Raw genomic sequence first — 23,888 nt, 5'->3', positions numbered from 1 at the left:
CGACTGTCCATAGTGACGCATTCCCGGGGATCAGTCCACTGTCACCGGCACGCGGTGACCCACGCCACGTGCGACCGTCCGCTCGCGCAGACTCCCCACCAGCCGTGACCGCAGCGCCAGCAGGACCGCGAGGGCCAGCAGCGTGCCGCCCAGTGGCACCAGGAACCCGGCGCCCGTGCGGAGCCGGTCCTCCAGCTGGCCGGCGACCGTGACCGCCGCCGCCTGGCCCAGCGCCACCGCACCCGTCAACCAGGTGAACGCCTCGGTGCGGGCCCCGGCCGGCACCAGGCCGTCGACCAGCGTGTAGCCGGTGATCAGTGCGGGCGCGATGCACATGCCGACCAGGAGGCCGAGTCCGGCCAGCACGAGCACCGAGTGCGCGGCCCACAGGCCGGAGGCCGTCAGCGCCAGCGCCGTGTACGCGACGACGAGGCGGTGCTGCGGGGCGGCCTTCCAGGCGATGGCGCCGCAGACCAGGCCGGAGAGCATGTTGCCGGCGGCGAACGTGCCGTACAGGACGCCGTTCAGGCCGGGCTCGCCGATCGACTCGGAGTACGCGGCCAGCGACACCTGCATGCCGCCGAAGACGGACCCGATCCCCAGGAAGGTCGCGATCAGCACGCGCACGCCGGGGACGCTCAGGGCGGAGGCGTGCTTCACGCGCGCGTGGCCGCCGTCGGCGACGGACGGCTGGGTGCTCTTCTGCGCGGCGAACAGCAGTCCGCCCACCAGGGTCAGCGAGGCCTCGGTGACGAGGCCGGCGGCCGGGTTCACGGCGGTGCACAGCGCGGTGGCCAGCAGCGGGCCGACGACGAAGGTCAGCTCGTCCGTGACGGACTCGAAGGCCGCCGCGGTGCTCATCAGGGGCGAGCCCTTCAGCTTCACGCCCCAGCGGGCCCGCACCATGGGCCCGACCTGCGGGACCGACGCGCCGGTGGGCACGGCCGCCGCGAACAGCGCCCACAGGGGCGCGTCGGCCAGGGCGAGCGCCGTGAGCGTCAGGGCGGCCACGGCGTGCAGGATCACTCCGGGGACGAGGACCGCGCGCTGGCCGTGGCGGTCGGCGAGGCGTCCGCTGTAGGGCGCGAAGAGGGCCATGGAGACGCCGGTGACGGCCGCGGCGGCGCCGGCGGCGCCGTAGGAGCCGGTGGTGTGCTGCACGAGCAGCACGATGGACAGGGTGAGCATCGCGAAGGGCTGGCGCGCCGCGAAGCCCGGCAGCAGGAACGTCCATGCGCCGCGGGTGCGCAGCAGTGACCCGTATCCGGGGCGGGGGGCGGCCGACGAGTCCTTCGACGGCTCTGAGGTGACCGTGGATGCCACGGCCCGTGCCTTTCTGCCGCCTGGTAGCGCGACCCGGTGGAGCTGCGGGGCGCCGAGAGCTGTCCTCTTGCGCGTACGCGGTAGATACCGGCGCTCACTGCGGAGGGCGTCCCGGCCGCCATACGGTCGCGCCAGCTCTGCGTCAGGCAGAGTTGGTTCGATCAAGGTGCGCCTTCATGATACAGGGATCACCTGTCGTACGGCCTGTGAAAGTGAGCACCTTGACCGCCTCCGCCTTTCGATCCGGAGCGGTGTGAACGTACTGAAACCGGCCGTTAACGCCTGCGCCGCGCGTCCCGTCCGTCGCCTTCCGCGCCGCCGTCGGTGCCCAGCCAGCCGGCCAGCTTGCCGCCGCGGCCCACGGCGCGCAGCCGGCGCTCGGCGGCGTCCCGGACCGGGTCGGTGGCGACGACGAGGAGTTCGTCGCCACGTCGCAGGACCGTCGTCGGCAGCGGCACGAAGGACGTCCCGTCGCGCACGACGAGGGTGACGGCGGCCCCCGAGGGCAGCCGCAGCTCGTGCACCTCGACGCCGTGCATCTTGGAGCCCTCGGGGATGGCGACGGACAGCAGATGGCCGCGCAGCCGCTCCAGGGGCGCCGACTCGACGCCGAGGTCGGCGGCCTCGGCGCCCTGGCCGAGGCGCAGCGTGCGGGCCAGCCACGGCAGCGTCGGCCCCTGCACCAGGGTGTAGACGACGACCAGCACGAAGACGATGTTGAAGATGCGCCGGCTGGCCTCCACGCCCTGCACCATCGGGATCGTCGCCAGGATGATGGGCACCGCGCCGCGCAGTCCCGCCCAGGACATCAGCACCTGCTCCTGCCAGGGCACCCGGAACGGCGTCAGACAGACCACGACGCCGAGCGGGCGGGCCACCATGGTCAGCACCAGGCCGATGACGAGCGCGGGCACCACGTCGTCGCCCAGCTCGTGCGGGGTGACCAGCAGGCCGAGCAGGACGAACATGCCGATCTGGGCGATCCAGCCGAGCCCGTCGGCGAACCCGCGCGTGGCCGGCCAGTGCGGCAGCTTGGCGTTGCCCATGACCATCGCGGCGAGGTAGACGGCGAGGAAGCCGCTGCCGTGCGCGATGGCGCCCGCCGCGTAGGCCATGACGGCGATGGCCATGACGGCGATCGGGTAGAGGCCGGAGGCGGGCAGGGCGACGTGCCGCAGTCCCCAGGAGCCCAGGAAGCCCACCGCGATGCCGATGGCGGCGCCGATGGCCAGCTCCAGGAGTATCTCGCCGATCAGCACGTACCAGTGCTCGATGGGCCCCGCGGTGGAGAAGGCGACGACCAGGATGACCACGGGTGCGTCGTTGAAGCCGGACTCGGCCTCCATCGTGCCCGCCACGCGCGCGGGCAGGGGGATCTTGCGCAGCACTGAGAACACCGCCGCCGCGTCGGTCGAGGACACCACCGCCCCGATGATGAGCGCCTGCCGCCATTCCAGCCCGACCAGGTAGTGCGCGCCCGCCGCCGTCACGCCGACGCTCACCGCGACGCCGCCCAGGGCCAGCGCGGTGGCGGCCGGAAGGACCGGTCTGATCTCGTTCCACTTCGTGCCGAGGCCGCCCTCGGCCAGGATCACGACCAGGGCCGCGTAGCCGATGACCTGGGTGAGCTCGGCGTTGTCGAACTGGATGTCGCCGATGCCGTCCTGGCCCATGAGGACGCCGATGCCCAGGTACACGAGCAGGCTGGGGAGCCCGCTGCGCGAGGAGATCCGGACCGCTGCGACGGCGACGAGCAGGACGAGCGAGCAGACGAGCAGGAGCTGGTTGAGGTGGTGGACAGTCAGCGGCGGTTCCCTTTCCTGGCGCACGCGACGCGCGCGCGGGTGCACACGTACATGGGACACGAGGGCGACGTGCCACGCGTCCAACTACTTCATTACCTTACCTAACTCTTGACGATTTCTTGACGTTCGCTCGGGCAGGATCGAACGTCCTTCCGGGCTGGTTGCCGACTCCGCGTCAAGTGCCGCGGACCCCTGCGCCTATGGTTGCTCCAGCGCTCATTCAAAAGGACAGCCAGCCCTGCCGCTCGCGTTAGGACAGCAAGGACAGCGATGCCCCCCAACACCACCGCCACAACGGGTGACAAGCCCGGCAAGTCCGGCAGGAAGAAGGGGCGCAAAGCCCGTCTTATCGTGCTTGTACTGGTGCTGGCCATCATCGGCGGCATCGCCTACGGCGCCTACTGGTCGATCAGCACCGTGCGGGCCTCCTTCCCGCAGACCGAGGGGTCGGCCACGCTGGAGGGCCTGTCCGGCCCGGTCGACGTGAAGCGCGACGGCTACGGCATCCCGCAGATCTACGCCTCCTCCGACCAGGACCTGTTCATGGCGCAGGGCTACGTCCAGGCGCAGGACCGCTTCTACGAGATGGACGTCCGCCGGCACATGACCTCCGGGCGCCTGTCGGAGATGTTCGGCAAGAGCCAGGTGGACAACGACGAGTTCCTGCGCACCCTGGGCTGGGACCGCGTCGCCAAGAAGGAGTACGACACCAAGCTGTCGGCGGCCACCAAGAAGAACCTCCAGGCGTATGCCAAGGGCGTCAACGCGTACCTGAAGGGCAAGGACGGCGAGGACATCTCGCTGGAGTACGCCGCCCTCGGGTTCACCAACGACTACAAGCCCGCGGAGTGGACGCCCGTCGACTCCCTCGCCTGGCTGAAGGCGATGGCCTGGGACCTGCGCGGCAACATGCAGGACGAGATCGACCGCGCGCTGATGACCAGCCGCCTCGGCCCCCAGCAGATCGCCGACCTGTACCCGGGCTACCCCTACGACCGCAACCAGGCGATCGTCCAGGAGGGCGGGTACGACGAGTCGACCGGGGCGTTCGAGAAGGACGGCGGATCGTCCAGCGACTCCAGCGGCTCCGGCACCTCGTCGAGCGGCTCCAGCGGCACCGGATCGGGCGGCAGCGGCTCAGGCAGCGGTTCAGGCACCGGCACCGGCTCGGGCGCCGGCACCGAGAGCTCCGCGCTGCAGAGCCAGCTCGGCGGCCTGTACGGCGTGCTCGACGACCTGCCCACCGCCGTCGGCGTGAACGGCAACGGCATCGGCTCCAACTCCTGGGTCGTCGCCGGGTCGCACACCATCACCGGCAAGCCCCTGCTCGCCAACGACCCGCACCTGTCGGCCTCGCTGCCCTCCGTCTGGTACCAGATGGGCCTGCACTGCCGCGCCGTCTCCAGCACCTGCCAGTACGACGTCTCGGGCTACACCTTCGCCGGAATGCCCGGTGTGATCATCGGGCACAACCAGAAGATCAGCTGGGGCATGACCAACTCCGGGGTCGACGTCACCGACCTCTACCTGGAGAAGCTCACCGGCGACGGCTACCTCTACGACGGCAAGGTGAAGCCGTTCACCACGCGCGAGGAGACCATCCAGGTCGCCGGCGGCGCCGGCAAGAAGATCGTCGTCCGGCAGACCGCGGACGGCATGCCCCTGCTGTCCGACCGCAGCAACGAACTGGTGAAGGTCGGCCAGAAGGCCGGCGTCGACACCCAGGCACCCGACCGCGGGGACGGCTACGCCGTCGCCCTGAAGTGGACCGCGCTGGAACCGGGCACCTCCATGGACGCCGTGTTCGCCATGAACAAGGCGGCTGGCTGGGACGACTTCCGCGCCGCGGCCAAGCTCTTCGACGTCCCCTCGCAGAACCTGGTCTACGCGGACACCGACAACCACATCGGCTACCAGCTGCCCGGGAAGATCCCCACGCGCGCGAAGAACCACAAGGGTTCGGTCCCCGCTCCGGGCTGGGACCCGAAGTACCGGTGGACGGACTACATCGACTTCGACAAGCTGCCCTACGAGTTCGACCCCGAGCGCGGCTACATCGTCACCGCCAACCAGGCCGTCGTCGACCAGGACAAGTACCCCTACACGCTCACCACGGACTGGGGCTACGGCACCCGCAGCCAGCGCATCAGCGATCTGATCAAGCAGAAGATCGAGGGCGGCGGCAAGGTCTCCACCGACGACATGCGCCAGATGCAGACGGACAGCGACAGCCAGATCGCGCGGCTGCTCGTGCCCACCCTGCTCAAGCTGAACCTCAAGGACGCGGACGTCCGCCAGGCCCAGGACCTGCTCCAGGGCTGGGACTACACCCAGGACGCCGACTCGGCCGCCGCGGCCTACTTCAACGCGGTCTGGCGCAACATCCTGAAGCTGGCCTTCGGCAACAAGCTGCCCAAGGAACTGCGCGTCGAGGGACAGTGCCTGTGGGTCGACCCGGTCAACAACACCGGGCCCGTCGACGCCACCGGCAAGGTCCGCGAGTGCGGCCAGCGCGACGCCGACCAGGCCCAGCCGGACGGTGGCGACCGCTGGTTCGAGGTCGTGCGCCACCTGATGGACAAGCCCGGCAGCGACTGGTGGACCACCCCCGAGAACGGCAGGCGCCCCGGCGCCGACCACAACCGCGACAAGCTGTTCGAGCGCGCCATGATCGACGCGCGCTGGGAGCTGACCGCCAAGCTCGGCAAGGACGTCGACACCTGGAGCTGGGGCCGGCTGCACCGCCTGTTCCTGGAGAACCAGACCCTCGGCACCAGCGGCCCCGGCTTCCTGCAGTACGTGCTCAACCGCGGCCCGTGGGAGCTCAGCGGCGGCGAGGCCGCGGTCAACGCGGCGGGCTGGAACGCCGCCGGCGGCTACGACGTCGTATGGGTGCCGTCGATGCGGATGGTGGTCAACCTCGCCGACCTCGACAAGTCGAAGTGGATCAACCTCACCGGCGCCTCCGGACACGCCTTCAGCGCCCACTACACCGACCAGACGGGCAAGTGGGCCAAGGGCGAACTGCTCGACTGGGCCTACTCGGCGAAGGCGGTCGACGGCAGCACGAGCGACACCCTCGTCCTCAAGCCCTGACGCCGTCCCGGCCCGAGGACGTCTGAGAGGGGCGCTCCCCGCACGCACGCGGGGAGCGCCCCTCTCGCGTTCCCACCCACGCCGGCGGTCCGCCGCTCAGGTGAAGCGGCGCACCCCGGACGGCGTCACCACGGCGTGCACCGGCGCGTCGTGCGGTTCCTCGGGCACCCGCGCGACGACCTCGCCGTCGTACAGCAGCACCACCAGCGAGGGACTGGCCCCGGCCCGCTCCAGACGGGCCAGGACACGGTCGTAGGAGCCCCCGCCGCGCCCGAGCCGCATCCCGCGCCCGTCGACCGCCAGGCCCGGCAGCAGCACCACGTCGGCATCCGTGACGGCGTCACGGCCCAGCCGCTCGCCCGAGGGCTCGAACAGGGCCATCCTGCCGCCGTGCCGCACACGTGTGAGGGAGCCCTCACCGTCGTACGCGCCCCAGTCGAGGTCGTGGTCGGGCAGCAGCACCGGCAGAAGCACGCGCACGCCCCGCGCGCGCAGGGCGTCCAGCAGGTCGAGCGTCCCGGGCTCGGAGCCCACCGAGACGTACGCGGCGACCGTCCCGGCCCGGGCCAGCTCCGGCAGGTCCAGGGCGCGCCGGGCCAGCGCCCCGGCCGCCTCCCGCAGGCCGTCCGCCGTCAGCGTGCTCCTCGTCGCGAGGAGCTCCCGCCGCAACCTACGCTTGTCCGACTCCGGCCCGCCGGTGGCATGCCCCATGTGTCACTCCCGCCTCAACTCTACGAATGCGCTCAAATGAGCATGAACCAGCCGGGGGTGCGGTTTCCCGTCCAGGGCACCGGATATGGTGGCCGGCATGACTCAGTCGCACCCCAGGATCAGCAAGGCTGTCATCCCCGCAGCCGGCCTCGGCACACGGTTCCTGCCGGCGACCAAGGCCACTCCCAAGGAGATGCTGCCGGTCGTCGACAAGCCCGCGATCCAGTACGTGGTCGAGGAGGCCGTCACCGCCGGCCTCGACGACGTCCTCATGGTCACAGGCCGCAACAAGCGCCCCCTTGAGGACCACTTCGACCGCAACTACGAACTCGAGTCTGCGCTGTCGAAGAAGGGCGACGCCCACCGGCTCGCCAAGGTCCAGGAGTCCAGCGACCTGGCGACCATGCACTACGTGCGTCAGGGCGACCCCAAGGGCCTCGGCCACGCGGTGCTGTGCGCCGCGCCGCACGTCGGCCAGGAGCCGTTCGCCGTCCTCCTGGGCGACGACCTGATCGACCCGCGCGACCCGCTGCTCCAGCGGATGATCGAGGTCCAGGAGCGGCACGGCGGCAGCGTCATCGCGCTCATGGAGGTCGAGCCCGAGCAGATCCACCTCTACGGCTGCGCCGCCGTCGAGCACACCGCCGACGGCGACGTCGTCAAGGTGAGCGGCCTCGTGGAGAAGCCGGACCCGGCCGACGCCCCCTCCAACTACGCGATCATCGGCCGTTACGTCCTCGACCCCGCCGTGTTCGGCGTGCTGCGCGAGACCGAGCCGGGCCGCGGCGGCGAGATCCAGCTCACCGACGCCCTCCAGCAGCTCGCCCAGGACGAGAAGATCGGCGGCCCCGTGCACGGCGTCGTCTTCAAGGGCCGCCGCTATGACACCGGCGACCGCAGCGACTACCTCCGGGCGATTGTCCGACTCGCGTGCGAACGTGAAGACCTGGGCCCGGACTTCCGGACCTGGCTGCGCAGTTACGTCACGGAGGAGATGTAGCCACTTGAGCACCGCCGCGCCCCGCGCCACCGGTCAGGACCGCCTCTGGTCGGTGGACGAGCACCTGGACGACGTCCTCGCCACGGTCCGCCCCCTGGAACCGATCGAGCTGCAACTGCCCGACGCCCAGGGCTGCGTCCTGATCGACGACGTCACGGTCCCGGTGGCGCTGCCGCCGTTCGACAACAGTTCGATGGACGGCTACGCGGTGCGGGTCGCGGACGTCGAGGGCGCGAGCGATGAGTTCCCCGCCGTCCTGGAGGTCGTCGGGGACATCGCGGCGGGGCAGCCCGGCCTGCTGCACGTCGGCCCCGGGCAGGCCGCCCGGATCATGACCGGCGCGCCGCTGCCGCACGGCGCGGAGACCGTCGTCCCCGTCGAATGGACCGACGGCGGGCTCGGCGAGGGACCCGTCGACTCGATGCGGGCCCGCGCTCTCGCCCCCGAACAGGCCGAGGGGCACGTACGCGTGTACCGGCCCGCGGGAGCACGCGCGCACGTGCGCGCCAAGGGCAGCGACGCGAAGGCCGGCGACCGCGCCCTGGACGCCGGCACCGTCCTCGGCCCGCCGCAGATCGCCCTCCTCGCCGCGATCGGCCGCGGCACGGTCCGGGTGCGCCCACGCCCGCGCGTGGTGGTCATGTCCACCGGCAGCGAACTCGTCCAGCCCGGCGAGGAGTTGGGCAAGGGCCAGATCTACGACTCCAACAGCTTCGCCCTCACCGCGGCCGCCCGGGACGCCGGGGCGATCGCCTACCGCGTGGGCGCGGTCGCCGACGACGCCGAGACCCTCCGCTCGACCGTCGAGGACCAGCTGGTGCGCGCCGACCTCGTCGTCACCACGGGCGGCGTGAGCGTCGGGGCGTACGACGTCGTCAAGGAGGCCCTGTCGTACGTCGGGGACGAGGACCAGGGGGGCGGCGGGGTCGAGTTCCGCAGACTCGCCATGCAGCCCGGCAAGCCCCAGGGGTTCGGCGTCATCGGCCCCGACCACATCCCGCTGCTGGCCCTGCCCGGCAACCCGGTGTCGTCGTACGTCTCGTTCGAACTGTTCGTACGGCCCGCGATCCGCACCATGATGGGCCTCAAGGACGTCCACCGGCCCACCACGCGCGCGAGGCTCGTCGCCGACGAGGCGCTCACCTCGCCCCGGGGGCGCCGTCAGTTCCTGCGGGCCACCCACGCCGAGGGGACCGTGCGCCCGGTCGGCGGCACCGGTTCGCACCTGGTCGCCGCCCTCGCCCACGCCGACGCGCTGATCGTCGTCCCCGAGGGCGTGGAGTCGGTCGAGCCGGGAGCCGAGGTGGAGGTGATCCTGCTCGGCTGAGCAGGCCTCGTTGCGGGTAGCGTGTCGCGCACGAGGAGGACCGCGCGGCGCAGCGTGCCGGGCCCGGACCGGGAGTGCGACACAGCATGAGCAGGCAGGACCGCCAGAACGGGCAGGGCGGGCACGACGGGCAGGACCGGCTGACGCACATCGACGACGCGGGCGCCGCCCGCATGGTCGACGTGTCGGCCAAGGACGTCACCGCGCGCACCGCGCGCGCGAGCGGACGCGTCCTCGTCTCGCCCCGCGTGGTCGAGCTGCTGCGCGGCGAAGGCGTCCCCAAGGGCGACGCGCTGGCCACCGCGCGGATCGCGGGCATCATGGGCACCAAGCGCACGCCCGATCTGATCCCGCTGTGCCACCCCTTGGCCCTCTCCGGTGTGAAACTGGACCTGTCGGTCGCGGACGACGCCGTGGAGATCACCGCCACGGTGAGGACGACGGACCGCACGGGCGTCGAGATGGAGGCCCTCACCGCGGTCTCGGTCGCCGCGCTCACCGTGATCGACATGGTGAAGGCGGTCGACAAGACAGCGGTCATCACGGACGTGCGCGTGGAGGAGAAGACGGGCGGCAAGTCGGGCGACTGGAGCCGGGCATGACACTTGATGCGTCGAGCGGCGGCGCGCCGCGCTCCCCCTACAGCGCGCTGGTCGTGACGGCGTCCAACCGGGCCGCGGCCGGTGTCTACGAGGACCGGGGCGGACCGCTGATCGCCGAGGGCCTGAGGCGCTTCGGCTTCGCCGTCGACGGCCCCCAGGTCGTCCCGGACGGCGACCCCGTCGAGGCCGCCCTGCGCGCCGGAGTGGACGCCGGGTACGACGTGATCGTCACCACCGGCGGTACCGGGCTCTCGCCCACCGACCGCACGCCGGAGGCGACCCGCGCGGTGATCGACCACGAGGTGCCGGGGATCGCGGAGGCGATCCGGGCCTTCGGCCGGGAGAAGGTGCCGACCTCGGCGCTCTCCCGGGGGCTGGCGGGTGTCGCCCGCGGCACGCTGGTCGTCAACCTGCCCGGTTCCACCGGCGGGGTGAAGGACGGGCTGGCGGTCCTGGAGCCCCTGCTGACCCACGCCGTCGACCAGTTGCGCGGCGGTGACCACCCCAGACCCGGCGACAGCAGTGGGGGTGCGCGCTGAACAGCCTGTCCTGGCCCGTCGAACTGGCGGAGGGCGATGTCGTCCTGCGGCCGATAAAGCTGCGCGACCAGCGGGCCTGGCGCGAGGTCAACCGGCGCAACCGGGACTGGCTGCGCCCCTGGGAGGCGACCATCCCGCCGCCCGCGCCGAGCGGGCCGATCGCGCACCGGCCGACCTACCGTCAGATGGTGCGTCATCTCCGGGCGGAGGCGAACGCCGGGCGGATGCTGCCGTTCGTCATCGAGTACCAGGGCCGTCTCGTCGGGCAGTTGACGGTGGCCGGGATCACCTGGGGGTCCATGTGCTCGGGCCACGTCGGCTACTGGGTGGACCAGTCCGTGGCGGGGCGCGGGGTGATGCCCACGGCGGTGGCGCTCGTCGTGGACCACTGCTTCCGCACGGTCGGTCTGCACCGCGTCGAGGTCTGCATCCGGCCCGAGAACCGGCCCAGCCTCCGGGTGGTGGAGAAACTCGGATTCCGCGCGGAGGGGCTGCGGCCCCGCTATCTCCACATCGACGGGGCCTGGCGCGACCACCTCGTCTTCGCGCTCACGGCGGAGGAGGTCCCGGAGGGGCTGCTGAGCCGCTGGCGACGCGCCCGGCCGCGGAACCTTCCCGACGAGCCGGCCGAGCCCCGCGACCCGCAGAACGCTCCGGGGAACCGGACCAGCCCCGGTAATTGAATAAGTGTTCGAAATTGATCGAGCGATGACCGTCTTGAGGCTTTCAATTCACTGCCGGGCGGCGCGGTGATCGCATCCGTCACAAAAAAAGTTCGAAATATCAGCCAGATCGTGCGACACACCGGCCCAATTGGCGGATGGCCTCGCGCAAACCCCTCTACCGTGTGAGACGTGAGCAGCAGCGGCCTCATCTACGCAGTCATCGTCGGGGCCTGGGCCGCCTACTTGGTGCCGATGTGGCTCCGTAGGCAGGACGAGCTGAACGAGGCCCGTCCGACGGAACGCTTCAGCACCGCCATCCGGCTGCTGTCCGGACGGGCGGGGATGGAGCGCCGGTACGCCAAGGACCTGCGGGCGCGCTCCTCCGGGGAGGGCGAGCCCGACGCCGACGTCCCGGACGCGGTCACCGAATCGGTGGACGTCCGGGCCTTCGCCATGCCCCCGACCCGTCCGCAGACCAAGGTGACGGTGCACGAGCGCGAGCAGCCGCGCCCGGAGGGAGCGCGCGATCCCTCGCGGGACGCGACGCGTGAGCCGGGGCGCGAGCCGGTCCGCGATCAGGCGGCCCCGCAGGCCCACGCCCCCACGCCTCCCGCGTCCGCCGCCTCCACGCAGGCGGCGGCCGCCCGGGCCAAGCGCTCGAAGGCGCTCGCCCGCCGTCGGCGCACCACCGTCCTGCTCTTCCTCGCCTTCACGCTGGGCGCGATCGTCGCGGCCGTCGGCGGACTGGCGTTCCTGTGGGCGCCCGGTGTGCCCGCCGTCCTGCTCAGCGGCTACATCGCCTACCTGCGCACCCAGGAGCGCCGGCGCTTCGCCTACCAGATGGACCGCAGACGCGCCGAGGCCGCCGCGCAGCGGCTGCGCGAGCGTCAGCCCCGCCGACGCGGCTCCACGGCAGGGGCTGCGCAGCCGCCGTCCCTGGACGCCGACGCCGAAGCCGGCGCCGAGGAACCGCACGCCGTCGCCGAGCCGGAGACCGACCCGGGCCTGCTGGCGCTCGCCGCGGACCGCAGGGCGCTCGTCGAGCAGACCGACCACGCCGAATGGGTCGACCAGCAGCGCGAGCGGCAGCGCCGGCCCGGGCACGGCGAGAGCTGGGACCCGGTGCCGGTCCCGCTGCCGACGTACGTGACCGCCCCCGTCGCCCCGCGCGCCACCTCCGACGTGGACCTCGGCGCGCCGGACGCCTGGAGCTCGGCCCGCTCCAGCTCCTCGGCCCCGCCGGAGCAGGAGACGGCCGACGCCGCCGCGGACATGCCGTCCGCGGCGGACGCGGCGGACACCGGGAGTGACGAGCCGGCCCGCGCGGAGGACGGCGAACGCAGCGACGCGCGGCGCGCCGCGTCCGCCCGCCGCTCCCGCGAGCGGGGCCGCACCCCGCTGTTCGACCAGTACGAGGACGGGGAGCGCCCCCGCGCCGCCAACGAGTGAGCGGCCGTCCGTCCACCCCGGCAGACGCCGGGGAACGGATTTCCAAGCAGCCCGATGGGGGTGCTAGAGTTTCACTCGTTGCAAGGGCCTGTGGCGCAGTCCGGTAGCGCACCTCGTTCGCATCGAGGGGGCCAGGGGTTCAAATCCCCTCAGGTCCACGCAGCATGGGAGCCCGTTCCTGATACCAGGAACGGGCTCCTTGCCATATGTGCGACGCCATGTGCCCGCCGTCACGCGGCCGGTGTCATCCGCCCGTCCTCGTGCGGCCGGTGTCATCCGCCCGTCCTCGTGCGGCCGGTGTCATCCGCCCGTCCTCGTGCGGCCGGTCACATCTGCCCGTCCTCACGTGGGCAATTGCTCCGCCCGTCCTCACGCCGCCGGTCGGCGTCGCAAGGTCCATGCCGTCGGGATCAGTGTCGCCGTCAGTGCGAGCAGGGCGCAGGCGGCTGTCGTCCAGGCCAGGGCCGGCCACGGGACGACCACGGTCACCGGCGCCGCCAGCAGGTGCAGGGCCGCCGCCGTTCCGGCGAGGTTGACCGCCGTCACCGCCAGGCCCAGCACCGCGCCCAGGCCGACCACCGTCAGCGCCTCCGCTGCGGCCAGTCGCAGCACCTGGCCGCCCGTCGCCCCGGCCAGCCGCAGCGCGGCCGTCGCCCGGCCCCGCTCCCCGGCGGCCATGGCCAGGGTGTTGGCGAGGAACAGCCCGGTGTACAGGAGCGCGATGCCGAGGACGAGGAACGTCCCGAGCCTCGTCCTGGAGTCGGTACGGGGTTCCGCGTCGGCCACCCACTGCGCCCCGCTCGACACCCGGACCCCGTCGACCGCCCGCAGCCCGGCCGCGACCGCACCCGCGTCGGCCCCCGGCCGCACCCGCACGTCGACCCGGTCCACGCCCGCCCCGCCCGCGTTGGCCGCCGTCACGTACACGCCGTTGTCACCGGTGCCGGTGGCCAGCACGGCGGCGATCCGCAGCGACCTCGGCGTGCCGTCCCCGAGCCACACCCGCACCGTCTCTCCCACCCGGTGCTCGGCCCACTCCTCGTTGACGACGATCGAGGCGTCGTCCAGGTCCGCGAGCCGCCCGGCCGTCACCGGCAGCCGTACCGTCGTGGCGAGCAGCGCCGGATCGACGGCCCGCGCCTCGGACGCGACCAGCGCCACCCCGTCCTCCAGCGTGTACACGGAGGTCCCGGCGGTGGGGGACGCCACCGCACCGGGCACCCGCCCAAGTGCCGCCGTTTCCAAGGGTTTTCCGGTGTCCGAGGTCACCACGAAGTCGGCCGTCGTGCGCTCCCGCACCTCCGCCGCCCGCGCCCCGTTCAGCGTGGCCGTCGCGCCCAGCAGCGAGCCGGCGAGGGCCACCGTGACCAGGACCGGCGCGGCGACGGCGGCGGTGCGCCGGACCCCGGCGACCGCGTGCGCCCGCACCAGCATGCCCGTCGTCCCCGGCAGCCGGGGCGTCAGCGGCCGTACGACGGCGGGCGCCAGCAGCGCCACCGCCGTGATCAGCAGCATCGGACGGCTGATGTACGTCTTGCGGTGCAGCAGTTCGCCCGGCTCGCGCAGCAGCGTGTACGCCGCGGCCGCCCCGGCCGCCAGCAGCAGCGCCGTACCGCACAGCCGCCGCCCCCAGGTCAGCGCCCGCTCGTCCGCCGACGCCTCGCGCAGCGCCTGGGCGGGAGCGGTCCGCCCGGCCCGCAACGACGCGGCGACCGCGCCCGCGACGGCGACCACGAGGCCCGTCCAGAAGGCGAGATGGTACGGCCATACAGCCCCGCCGATCGTGTACCAGCGCGGTGCGAGGCCACCGTCGACGACCGCCTCGCCCAGCCACGGCGCCCCGTACGCCCCCAGGGCGCACCCCGTCGCCGAGGCGAGCACGCCCACCGCCAGCGCCTCCGCGAGCACCGTCCCCCGCACCTGCGCCGGGGTGGCGCCGGCGGTGCGCAGCAGGCCGAACTCCCGGCGCCGCCGCTCCACCGCGAAGGCGAACGTGGAGGCCACGACGAACACCGACACGAAGGCCGTCACCCCGCCCGCCGTGCCGAACAGCGCGTTCAGCGCGGTGAGCGCCTCTGCGTCGCGGCCGGGACCGGCGTCGGCCAGCCGCCGCTCGTCGCCTGTGAGCACCCGGGCGCCGCTGCCCGCGACCGCCGCCCGCACGGCTGCCGCATCCGCCTCGACCACCAACTGCTGCGACAGCGGCGAGAGTTGTGCGGCCCGTGCGTCCGTGTAGAACACGGCGTCCTCGAAGCCGAGCCCGCGCACGGTCCCCACCACCCGTTCACCCCCGCTCAACCGCGCGCCCACAGCGGCCCACTCGCCCGAGACCACGACCTCGCCGTCCGTGCGCGGAGCGCGGCCCGCGCTCAACTCGTAGGAGGCGAACCGCGCGACGGACCAGGGGTGCCCGACCAGGTCGGCCGGCCCGCCCGCCGCCCGCACCGGGAAGGAGCGGTCCTCGGTGACCGGCCCCAGCGCCCGCAGCGCGGCCACGACGGCGTCCGGCACCGCTCGCGGACTCGCCAACTGCGCCGTCCGCGCCCCGATCGGCGTGTCCACCCGCAGGGTGTCCTGCCCCCGCACCACCACCGGAGCCGCCGCGAACCGCTCCGGCGACCGAACCGGCGCCTTCGTCGACGCGGCCAGCGCCTGCCCCATCACGGCCAGCAGCCCGACCCCCACCGCCAGGGCGACGAAACTGCCCACGAAGGACGCCCAGCGGGCACGCAGTGTGCACCATGCGACACTCAGCACGAGGCGTCCTCCAACGAGGCGTCGTCGGAGCGGACTTGTGCGCCCCGTCCGCCGCCGCCCTCCAGTCCCGTCATCCGAGCCGCGATCGACTCCGCGTCCGCGCCCGCCAGTTCGCCGTGCACCTGCCCGTCGACCAGGAAGACCACCCGGTCCGCGTACGAGGCGGCCACCGGATCGTGGGTCACCATCACCACCGTCTGGCCCTCGCCGTCGACCATGCCGCGCAACAGCGTCAGCACCTCGCGGCCCGTCGTCGAGTCCAGCGCCCCCGTCGGCTCGTCCCCGAACAGCACCTCGGGCCGGGTGATCAGCGCCCGCGCCAGCGCCACCCGCTGCTGCTGGCCGCCGGACAGCTCACCGGGCCGGTGCCCGCCGCGCTCGCCCAGCCCGACCTGCCGCAGCGCCTCGCGCACCCGTGCCCTCGACGGACGGCGGCCCGCCAGCCGCAGCGGCAACGCCACGTTCTGCTCGGCGGTCAGCGCCGGGAGCAGGTTGAACGCCTGGAACACGAACCCGATCCGCTCGCGCCGCAACAGCGTCAGCCGCCGCTCGCTCAGCCCGGTCAGCTCCGTCCCGCCGATCCGCACCGACCCCGAGTCGGGCCGGTCCAGCCCGGCCGCGCACTGCAGCAACGTCGACTTGCCCGACCCGGACGGCCCCATCACGGCGGTGAAGGAACCCCGGGGCAGAGCCAGGCTGACGCCGTCGAGGGCGGTCACCCCTGCGGTCGTGGACCCGTACCTCCGCCGTAAAGCGGTCAGTTGGACGGCGTGCTCGGTCATCTCGGCCCGTACTCCCCTTGGTCGGCATGTCGGCGGCGCCACGAAGCTTCGCGGGACCGGCTGTCGGGTCCAGACAACCGTGCGACGGTACTCCCGGTCGCTGGGCCAGGCGCGAGAGTCGGGGTAGGGCCAGGCATACCCCCGGACCCCCCGCCGGCCCCATGGCCCGACGCCCCCACCCCCTCCTACGGTGATCCGCATGACCCCCCGAGCCCCCCACGCCCCCCGAACCGCGCCCGCCGCGCCGGCGTCCGTGTGGCGGGCCCTCGCCCGCCCGCGCTACCTGCTGTCGCCGTGGCCCTGGCGCGCCGCCGCCTATCTGTTGACGGGGACGCTGACCGGGGCGGTGCTCCTCCTGGGCCTGGTGGCCTGGGCGGCCGCCGGCGGAGTCCTCGCCATCGGCCTCGTCGGACTGCCCCTCCTCGCCGCCCTGCCTCTCGCCGGGCTGCCCGTGGCCGCCCTGGAGCGGCGAAGACTGCGGCTGATCGACCCCGGCGACGACCCGGCCGAGGACGATCCGCACGCCGAACCGCCCGCCCCCGGCCTGCGCAGCTGGCTCACCACCAGGGTGCGCGAGAACGCCACCTGGCGTGAGCTCGGCCACGCGCTCCTCACCGCGGGCCTGCTCTGGCCGGCCGAGGCGCTGCTGCTCACGACGGCCCTGGCCGCGCCCCTCGCGGTGATCGCCACCCCGCTGCTGATGGCGACGGCCGGCGAGGGCCGGGAGGCCAAGGTGCTGAAGGCGTGGACGGTCACCGACTGGCCGACCGCCTGGGCCGCCGCCGCGCTCGGCGTCCTGCTGCTGGCCGCCGGCGGCTACGCACTCGGCGTCGCCGCCGGCGCCCGGGCCGCCCTGACCCGGCTGCTCATCACCCCGGACGACGACCAGCGCGCCAGGGTCGTCGAACTGACCTGCTCCCGGGCCCGGTTGGTGGACGCCTTCGAGACGGAACGCCGCCGCGTCGAACGCGACCTGCACGACGGCGCCCAACAGCGCCTCGTCGCCCTCACCATGAGCCTCGGCCTGGCGCGCCTCGACGCCCCGCCCGACGGGCCCCTCGCCGAACAGCTCGCCCGCGCCCACGAGGAGGCGGGCGCCGCCCTCGCCGAACTGCGCGAACTCATCCACGGCATCCACCCCAAGGTCCTCGCCGACTACGGGCTGGAGGCCGCCGTCGCCGACGCAGCCGACCGCTCGCCCGTCCCCGTCGACGTGGACCTCACGCTGCCCCAGCGGCTGCCGCGGCCTGTCGAGAGCGCCGCGTACTTCGTGGTCCGCGAGGCGCTGGCCAACGTCGCCCGGCACAGCGGGGCGGGCCGTGCGCGGGTGACCGGCGGGCACCACGACGGCCGGCTCTCGCTGGAGGTGGAGGACGACGGCCACGGCGGCGCGGACGCGGCTCACGGCACCGGACTCACCGGTCTCGCCGACCGGGTCTCGGTCCTCGATGGAACACTGACGCTGACCAGCCCGCCCGGCGGGCCCACCCTGCTGCGTGTGGAGATCCCTTGCGAGCCGACGGAACCGGCCTGCGCGTAGTCCTCGCCGAGGACAGCGTCCTGCTGCGCGACGGACTGACGACGCTCCTCACCCGCTTCGGCCACGAAGTCGTCGCGGCCGTCGGCGACGCCCCGGCCCTGCTCGCGGCGGTCGCCGCCGACACCCCCGACATCGTCGTCACCGACGTGCGGATGCCGCCCGCCTTCCAGGACGAGGGCCTGCACGCCGCCGTCCGCCTGCGCGCCGAGCGCCCCGCGCTGCCGGTGCTCGTCCTCAGCCAGTACGTCCAGCGCGCCTACGCCGCCGAACTCCTCGACTCCGGCGACGGCGCCGGCGTCGGCTACCTCCTCAAGGACCGCGTCGGCCAGGTCGAGGAGTTCGTGGACGCCCTGCGGGAGGTCGCCGCCGGCGGCACCGTCGTCGACCCCGAGGTCGTCCGCCAACTGCTGCGCCGCCGCCGGGATCCGCTGGCCCGCCTCACCCCGCGCGAGCGGGAGGTGCTGGCGCTGGTGGCGGAGGGCAAGTCCAACGGGGCGATCGCGCGCACCCTGGTCGTCTCCGAGGCCGCCGTCGGCAAGCACATCGGCGGCATCCTCACCAAGCTGGACCTGCCCCCGGCGGACGACACCCACCGCCGGGTGCTGGCGGTCCTCACCTACCTCAGAAGCTGATACGCCGTCAGGAAGCGTCGCGGCCCAGCGGCTTGGCGTAGCAGCGGCTGGCCTCGTGGAACCGGTAGTAACCGAACTTGGCGCACGGTTCGTACCCGCTGGACGTGTACAGACCGATCGCCTCGGGCTGCTGCGTGCCGGTCTCCAGCACCATGCGGCGCCGGCCGGCCGCACGCGCGTCATCCTCCAGCGCGCTCAGGACGCGGCGCGCCAGACCCAGCCCGCGCATCTCCCGGATCACGAACATCCGCTTGAGCTCGGCGTCGCCGTCCTCGTTGCCCTCGCCGTTGTGGTCCTGGCTGCGCCAGCCGCCCGTGGCCACGGGACGCCCCAGCGCGTCGTAGACGATGAGGTAGACCCCGCGCGGCGGCTGGAAGTCGGCCGGCTCCAACAAGGTGGCGTCGCCGCCGTCGCCGTAGCGCTCGTGGTACTCGGCCTGGACCTCGTCGTTCAGCTTGACGGCGTCGGGATGGTCGAAGGGGACGCGGCGTATGTCCATGCTAGTCAAGGTCGTCTGTGCATTCTCTGCGGGAGGTGGAATCCGGACTGCGTCCAGTGTGCCGGTATCGTGCCCGGGTGCTGACCGTGACCTCCGTGAACGTGAATGGGCTGCGGGCCGCCGCGAAGAAGGGCTTCGTGGAGTGGCTCGCCGACACCTCCGCCGACGTGCTGTGCCTCCAGGAGGTGCGCGCCGAGGCGAAGCAGCTGCCCGACGAGGTCCGCGCCCCCGAGGGCTGGCACGTCACCCACGCCCCCGCCGCCGCCAAGGGCCGCGCCGGCGTCTCCCTCTACACCCGGCGTGAGCCCGACGCCGTCCGCGTCGGCTTCGGCTCGGCCGAGTTCGACACCGCCGGCCGCTACGTCGAGGCCGACCTGCCCGGCGTCACGGTCGCCTCCCTCTACCTCCCGTCCGGCGAGGTCGGCACCGACCGCCAGGACGAGAAGGTCCGCTTCATGGACGAGTTCCTCGCCCACCTCAAGGACCTGCGCGAACGCGCCGCCGCCGACGGCCGCGAGGTCCTGGTCTGCGGCGACTGGAACATCGCCCACCAGCAGGCCGACCTGAAGAACTGGCGCGCCAACCAGAAGAACTCCGGCTTCCTGCCGGAGGAACGGGAGTGGCTCACGCAGGTCCTCACCCCGGAAGCGGGCGGCTACGTCGACGTCGTACGGTCACTGCACCCGGACGTCACCGGCCCGTACTCGTGGTGGTCGTACCGGGGACGCGCTTTCGACAACGACTCAGGATGGAGGATCGATCTCCATGTGGCCACGCCGCGTCTCGCCGACAGGGCTCTCAAGGGCTTCGTCGAGCGCGCGGCCACCCACGAAGAGCGCTGGTCGGACCACGCGCCGGTGACGGTCGTCTACGACCTCTGACGGTCGACGGCCCTCACGCCTCGCCCGCGGCGGACCGGTCAAGCTTCTGCAGCCGGCGGTCGAAGGCGAGGGACAGCTCCGCCTCCACCACGCTTCGGGCCATGGGGCGCAGCCTGGGCAGGTCGTCCTCGGTGGCGTGGTTCAGGACGAGGTCGGTGAAGAGGTCGGCCAGGGCGTCGGCGTGTTCGCGGACGCGGGCGCCCGCGGCGATGACCGCGGCGAGCGGGATGCCCTCGCGGACCAGGGCGGTGGAGACCTCCAGCAGGCGCCGGCTGATGTGGACGATCTCGTCGCCGTCGGTGCCGAGGTAGCCGAGGTCGAGGGCGGCGGCGAGGTTCTCCGGGGTGACCTGGCCCTCGAAGCGGGCGGCGAGCTCCTCCGGGGTGAGGCGGACCGGTTCCTCCTCGGTGGGGCCGCTGACGCCGAGCAGGTCGGCCACGTCGCGGCCGTGGTCGAGGGCGTCGGCGAGTTCGGCGATGCCGTTGAGGGTGTGGCCGCGGTCCAGCAGCGCCGCGATGGTGCGCAGCCGGGCCAGATGGCGGTCGTCGTACCAGGCGATGCGGCCCTCGCGGCGGGGCGGCGCGAGCAGTTTGCGCTCGCGGTAGAAGCGCAGGGTGCGCACGGTGATGCCGGCCTCTCTGGCCAGCTCCTGCGTCCGGTACTCCCTCTTGTCCGCCACGCCGGAAGCCTATGTCGTAGCGCCGGTGCCCGCGGCGGCGGCCGTTGATGTGAAACGTCCCCCGCGCGGCCCCTACCCATCGGTACGCCGCTGCTCTACGCTCCCACTGCGCCAGTGTTCACTGGCAAGGTCGCGTTGAGGCGGGAGGCGTCGGGATGACCGAGCACGTCCATGTGCGGGTGGCGGTGATCGGATCGGGGTTCGGCGGACTCGGAGCGGCCGTGCGGCTGCGTCAGGAGGGGATCACCGACTTCGTCGTGCTGGAGCGGGCCGGCGGCGTCGGCGGCACCTGGCGGGACAACAGCTACCCCGGGTGCGCCTGCGACGTTCCCTCCCACCTCTACTCGTTCTCCTTCGCGCCCAACCCCGAGTGGCCGCGCACCTTCTCCGGGCAGGAGCACATCCGCGCCTACCTGGAGCACGTCACCGACACCTACGGCCTCCGCCGCCATCTGCGCTTCGACTCCGAGGTCAAGCGGATGACGTGGGACGCGGAGCGGCTGCGGTGGGACATCGAGACGGCGAGCGGCGCGCTCTCGGCCGACGTGGTGGTCTCCGCGACCGGCCCGCTGTCCGATCCGAAGATCCCCGACATCCCCGGCCTCGACTCCTTCCCCGGCAAGGTCTTCCACTCCGCCCGCTGGGACCACGACTACGACCTGGCCGGCAAGCGCGTCGCCATGGTCGGCACCGGGGCGTCCGCCATCCAGATCGTGCCCGCGATCCAGCCGGTGGTGGACCGCCTCACCCTCTTCCAGCGGACCCCGCCGTGGGTGATGCCCCGTATGGACCGGGGGATCACCGGCGCCGAGCGCTGGCTGCACAGGCGGCTGCCCTTCACCGCGCAGGCCCGGCGCGGGCTGCTGTGGGGCATCCGGGAGCTGCAGGTGCAGGCCTTCACCAAGCACCCGAACGAGCTCGGCTTCGTCGAGCGGCTGGCCCGCGGCAACATGGCGCGCGCCGTGAAGGACCCGGTGCTGCGCGCCAAGCTCACCCCCGACTACCGCATCGGCTGCAAACGGATCCTGCTCTCCAGCGAGTACTATCCGGCGCTCACCCGCCCGAACGTCGACCTCGTGGCCGCAGGGCTGCGCGAGGTCCGCGGGTCGACGCTGGTCGCCGCCGACGGCAGCGAGGCGGAGGCCGACGCGATCGTCTTCGGCACCGGCTTCCACGTCACCGACATGCCGATCGCCGACCGGGTCGTCGGTGCGGACGGGCGGACGCTCGCCGAGAGCTGGAAGGGCGGCATGGAGGCCCTGCGGGGCGCGAGCGCGGCCGGCTTCCCCAACTGGATGACGATCATCGGGCCCAACACCGGCCTCGGGAACTCCTCCATGATCCTCATGATCGAGTCCCAGTTGAACTACATGGCGGACTTCCTGCGTCAGTTGGACGTCCTCGGCGGTCCGGGCGTGCGCGCCGCGCTCGACGCCCGGCCGAGCGCCGTGCACGCCTGGAACCGGCGGGTGCAGGACCGGATGCGGCGCACGGTGTGGAACACGGGCGGCTGCACCAGCTGGTACCTGGACTCCGAGGGCCGCAACACCACGATCTGGCCGGGCACGACGAGCGAGTTCCGCCGGGCGACGCGTCGGGTGGACCTCGCGGAGTACGAGGTGCTGCGGTCGGCGTCGGTGCCGGGCCAGGGCAAGGGCGCGGACGTCGGCGCCGCGGAGGTGACCGCGTGAGCGTGACGGACGCCGTTCTCGCCGAACTCTACGATCCGCCCGCCCCCTCCCGTGTCCTGACCGCCCGCTCCGCCGACGGCGCCACCCTCCATGTGGAGGTGCACGGCCCCGACGACGGCGCGGCAGACGCTCCCGCCGTGGTCCTCGCCCACGGCTGGACGTGTTCCACCGCGTTCTGGGCGGCCCAGATCCGCGCCCTCCGGGCCGACCACAAGGTGATCGCCTACGACCAGCGCGGCCACGGCCGCACCCCGGCGAGCCCCGCGTGCAGCACGGACGCCCTCGCCGACGACCTCGAAGCCGTCCTGGAGGCCACCCTCGCGCCCGGTGAGCGGGCGGTGGTCGCCGGCCACTCCATGGGTGGCATGACGGTCATGGCGGCCTCCGCCCGCCCCGCGTTCCGGGCCCACGCGGCGGCCGTCCTGCTGTGCAGCACGGGCAGTTCGCGGCTGGTCGCCGAGTCGACCGTGCTGCCGCTGCGGCCCGGGCGGCTGCGGACGTGGCTGACCGGGCACATCCTCGGCTCGCGGGCGCCGCTCGGCCCGGTCACGCCGGTCGCGAGGCGCATCCTCAAGTACGCGACGATGGGAGCCGGTTCGGCCCCGCACATGGTGGAGGCGTGCGCCAGGATCGTGCACGCCTGCCCGCGGCGGGTGCGGTACTCCTGGTCGAACGTCCTGGACCTGCTCGATCTCGACCATGCCGTACGGGAGTTGCGGGTGCCGACGGCCGTGGTGGCGGGCACCGCGGACCGGCTGACGCCGCCGGTGCACGCACGCCGGCTCGCCGAGGCGCTGCCGGACTGCGCCGGCCTGACCGAACTGCCCGGTGTCGGCCACATGACGCCGGTCGAGTCCCCGGACGTGGTGACCGCCAGGATCCGCGAACTGGTCGCGGCGTACGTCACGCACCCCACGCAGGAAGCTCAAGAGCAGCAGGACCTCAAGGAGGGCGCATGACCAGGGTGGGTCTCGAAGGGCAGGTCGTGGTGGTCACCGGGGCCGCCCGCGGGGTGGGTGAGCTGCTCGCCCGCAAGCTGTCCGCGCGCGGGGCGAGCGTCGCGCTGGTGGGGCTGGAGCCGGACGCGCTCAAGCAGGTCGCGGAGCGGCTGCACGGGGACAGCGCCCACTGGTACGCCGACGTCACCGACCACGAGGCGATGGTCCGGGTCGCCGCGGAGGTGAAGGAGCGGTTCGGGAAGGTGGACGTGGTGGTCGCCAACGCGGGCGTCGCCACCGGCGGTCCCTTCGCCGACTCCGATCCGGATTCCTGGCGCCGGGTCATCGAGGTGAACCTCGTCGGCTCGGCGGTCACCGCCCGCGCCTTCCTGCCGCTGCTGACGGAGAGCCGCGGCTATCTGCTGCAGATCGCCTCGCTCGCCGCGATCACCCCGGCGCCGATGATGTCGGCGTACTGCGCGTCGAAGTCGGGTGTGGAGGCGTACGCGCACTGTCTGCGGGCCGAGGTGGGCCCCAAGGGCGTGCGGGTCGGGGTGGGTTACCTGTCCTGGACCGACACCGACATGGTGCGCGGGGCCGACCGGGACGAGGTGATGAGGGAGTTGAGGCAGCGGCTGCCGTGGCCGGCCAACAAGACGTACCCGCTGGGCCCGGCCGTCGACCGGCTCGTCGCCGGCATCGAGCGTCGCTCGGCCCATGTGTACGGGCAGGGGTGGCTGCGCGCGATGCAGGGGGTGCGCGGCTGCCTGCCCGGGATCATCGGGACGGTGGGCCAGCGGGAGATGAAGCGGTTCGCGGGGCGGCTCCAGAGCGTGCGGACGGGCCTGGTGGGAGCGGGCGGGGCGGCCGACGAGCAGGCCCGGGCTGGGCATATCACGCACCGTAGTTGATCGAAATGCGAGCGTTGTCCTCCCGTGTGAATCTGGTCGAGGCCCGACCAAGGGCCGTTCC

Annotated in this window: 20 protein-coding genes and 1 tRNA gene; 14 read left to right on the top strand and 7 right to left on the bottom strand. The window is 73.1% G+C overall.

The window, feature by feature from the left end:
- Window positions 1-30 precede the first annotated feature (30 nt).
- Entirely contained in the window at window positions 31-1,323 is a 1,293-nt protein-coding gene (locus ACIOC0_RS13785; RefSeq protein ID WP_402155228.1) for an MFS transporter, read from the bottom strand.
- Window positions 1,324-1,598: 275 nt separating this feature from the next.
- Window positions 1,599-3,188, bottom strand: a complete 1,590-nt coding sequence (locus ACIOC0_RS13780; RefSeq protein ID WP_402155227.1) for a potassium/proton antiporter — start codon at window positions 3,186-3,188, stop codon at window positions 1,599-1,601.
- A 210-nt stretch (window positions 3,189-3,398) separates the two neighbouring features.
- Between ACIOC0_RS13780 and ACIOC0_RS13775 the strand changes: the two genes are divergently transcribed.
- Entirely contained in the window at window positions 3,399-6,224 is a 2,826-nt protein-coding gene (locus ACIOC0_RS13775; RefSeq protein WP_402155226.1) for a penicillin acylase family protein, read from the top strand.
- Window positions 6,225-6,320: 96 nt separating this feature from the next.
- On the opposite strand, the gene ACIOC0_RS13770 is transcribed toward ACIOC0_RS13775, so the two are convergent.
- Complete coding sequence (locus ACIOC0_RS13770; protein WP_402155225.1) at window positions 6,321-6,935, bottom strand: 5-formyltetrahydrofolate cyclo-ligase; 615 nt, start codon at window positions 6,933-6,935, stop codon at window positions 6,321-6,323.
- 97 nt (window positions 6,936-7,032) lie between these two features.
- Here ACIOC0_RS13770 and galU point away from each other — a divergent pair, with 97 nt between their 5' ends.
- From galU to ACIOC0_RS13735, 7 genes are all read left to right on the top strand, one after another.
- Entirely contained in the window at window positions 7,033-7,935 is a 903-nt protein-coding gene (gene galU / locus ACIOC0_RS13765) for a UTP--glucose-1-phosphate uridylyltransferase GalU (RefSeq protein WP_351091366.1), read from the top strand.
- 4 nt (window positions 7,936-7,939) lie between these two features.
- Entirely contained in the window at window positions 7,940-9,262 is a 1,323-nt protein-coding gene (gene glp / locus ACIOC0_RS13760; RefSeq protein WP_402155224.1) for a gephyrin-like molybdotransferase Glp, read from the top strand.
- 86 nt (window positions 9,263-9,348) lie between these two features.
- Complete coding sequence (moaC, locus tag ACIOC0_RS13755) at window positions 9,349-9,864, top strand: cyclic pyranopterin monophosphate synthase MoaC (protein ID WP_402155223.1); 516 nt, start codon at window positions 9,349-9,351, stop codon at window positions 9,862-9,864.
- Entirely contained in the window at window positions 9,861-10,403 is a 543-nt protein-coding gene (locus ACIOC0_RS13750) for a molybdenum cofactor biosynthesis protein B (protein WP_402155222.1), read from the top strand. Before moaC ends, ACIOC0_RS13750 begins: the two co-directional genes overlap by 4 nt.
- Window positions 10,400-11,086 (top strand): GNAT family N-acetyltransferase, encoded by a 687-nt coding sequence (locus ACIOC0_RS13745; RefSeq protein ID WP_402155505.1) that lies wholly within the window; start codon window positions 10,400-10,402, stop codon window positions 11,084-11,086. The genes ACIOC0_RS13750 and ACIOC0_RS13745 overlap by 4 nt, the downstream gene beginning before the upstream one ends.
- Before the next feature lie 171 nt (window positions 11,087-11,257).
- Window positions 11,258-12,517, top strand: coding sequence for a gephyrin-like molybdotransferase receptor GlpR (gene glpR / locus ACIOC0_RS13740; protein WP_402155221.1), 1,260 nt, complete (start codon window positions 11,258-11,260; stop codon window positions 12,515-12,517).
- A gap of 84 nt (window positions 12,518-12,601) precedes the next feature.
- Window positions 12,602-12,675 (top strand) — tRNA-Ala (locus ACIOC0_RS13735).
- Between the two features lie 211 nt (window positions 12,676-12,886).
- On the opposite strand, the gene ACIOC0_RS13730 is transcribed toward ACIOC0_RS13735, so the two are convergent.
- Both ACIOC0_RS13730 and ACIOC0_RS13725 read right to left on the bottom strand, forming a co-directional pair.
- On the bottom strand, window positions 12,887-15,274 hold the full coding sequence (locus tag ACIOC0_RS13730) for an ABC transporter permease (RefSeq protein ID WP_402155220.1): 2,388 nt from the start codon (window positions 15,272-15,274) through the stop codon (window positions 12,887-12,889).
- Window positions 15,268-16,056 (bottom strand): ABC transporter ATP-binding protein, encoded by a 789-nt coding sequence (locus ACIOC0_RS13725; protein WP_402155219.1) that lies wholly within the window; start codon window positions 16,054-16,056, stop codon window positions 15,268-15,270. Before ACIOC0_RS13725 ends, ACIOC0_RS13730 begins: the two co-directional genes overlap by 7 nt.
- Window positions 16,057-16,255: 199 nt before the next feature.
- On the opposite strand from ACIOC0_RS13725, the gene ACIOC0_RS13720 reads away from it, so the two are divergent.
- Together ACIOC0_RS13720 and ACIOC0_RS13715 are read left to right on the top strand one after the other, a co-directional pair.
- Entirely contained in the window at window positions 16,256-17,596 is a 1,341-nt protein-coding gene (locus tag ACIOC0_RS13720) for a sensor histidine kinase (protein WP_402155218.1), read from the top strand.
- A complete protein-coding gene (locus ACIOC0_RS13715) occupies window positions 17,566-18,228 on the top strand; it encodes a response regulator (RefSeq protein ID WP_402155217.1) in 663 nt (220 codons plus the stop codon). Before ACIOC0_RS13720 ends, ACIOC0_RS13715 begins: the two co-directional genes overlap by 31 nt.
- A 7-nt stretch (window positions 18,229-18,235) precedes the next feature.
- On the opposite strand, the gene ACIOC0_RS13710 is transcribed toward ACIOC0_RS13715, so the two are convergent.
- The gene (locus ACIOC0_RS13710; RefSeq protein ID WP_402155216.1) at window positions 18,236-18,727 is read right to left on the bottom strand and encodes a GNAT family N-acetyltransferase; all 492 of its coding nucleotides are present in this window, start codon (window positions 18,725-18,727) and stop codon (window positions 18,236-18,238) included.
- Window positions 18,728-18,804: 77 nt separating this feature from the next.
- Between ACIOC0_RS13710 and ACIOC0_RS13705 the strand changes: the two genes are divergently transcribed.
- On the top strand, window positions 18,805-19,608 hold the full coding sequence (locus tag ACIOC0_RS13705; protein WP_402155215.1) for an exodeoxyribonuclease III: 804 nt from the start codon (window positions 18,805-18,807) through the stop codon (window positions 19,606-19,608).
- A gap of 13 nt (window positions 19,609-19,621) precedes the next feature.
- Here ACIOC0_RS13705 and ACIOC0_RS13700 read toward each other — a convergent pair whose 3' ends face one another.
- Window positions 19,622-20,287: a MerR family transcriptional regulator gene (locus tag ACIOC0_RS13700; RefSeq protein WP_402155214.1), complete on the bottom strand. Its 666-nt coding sequence runs from the start codon at window positions 20,285-20,287 to the stop codon at window positions 19,622-19,624.
- Between the two features lie 155 nt (window positions 20,288-20,442).
- Here ACIOC0_RS13700 and ACIOC0_RS13695 point away from each other — a divergent pair, with 155 nt between their 5' ends.
- The 3 genes from ACIOC0_RS13695 to ACIOC0_RS13685 are packed head-to-tail and all read left to right on the top strand — an operon-like array spanning window position 20,443 to window position 23,827.
- Window positions 20,443-21,978, top strand: a complete 1,536-nt coding sequence (locus ACIOC0_RS13695) for a flavin-containing monooxygenase (protein WP_402155213.1) — start codon at window positions 20,443-20,445, stop codon at window positions 21,976-21,978.
- Window positions 21,975-22,937, top strand: a complete 963-nt coding sequence (locus tag ACIOC0_RS13690) for an alpha/beta fold hydrolase (protein WP_402155212.1) — start codon at window positions 21,975-21,977, stop codon at window positions 22,935-22,937. Before ACIOC0_RS13695 ends, ACIOC0_RS13690 begins: the two co-directional genes overlap by 4 nt.
- Window positions 22,934-23,827, top strand: coding sequence for an SDR family oxidoreductase (locus ACIOC0_RS13685; RefSeq protein ID WP_402155211.1), 894 nt, complete (start codon window positions 22,934-22,936; stop codon window positions 23,825-23,827). Before ACIOC0_RS13690 ends, ACIOC0_RS13685 begins: the two co-directional genes overlap by 4 nt.
- Window positions 23,828-23,888 lie beyond the last annotated feature (61 nt).

The organism is Streptomyces sp. NPDC088254 (assembly GCF_044740925.1).
GTDB lineage: Bacteria > Actinomycetota > Actinomycetes > Streptomycetales > Streptomycetaceae > Streptomyces.
Note: the sequence above shows the minus strand (reverse complement) of the source record. Positions and strands in the feature narration are given on the sequence as shown.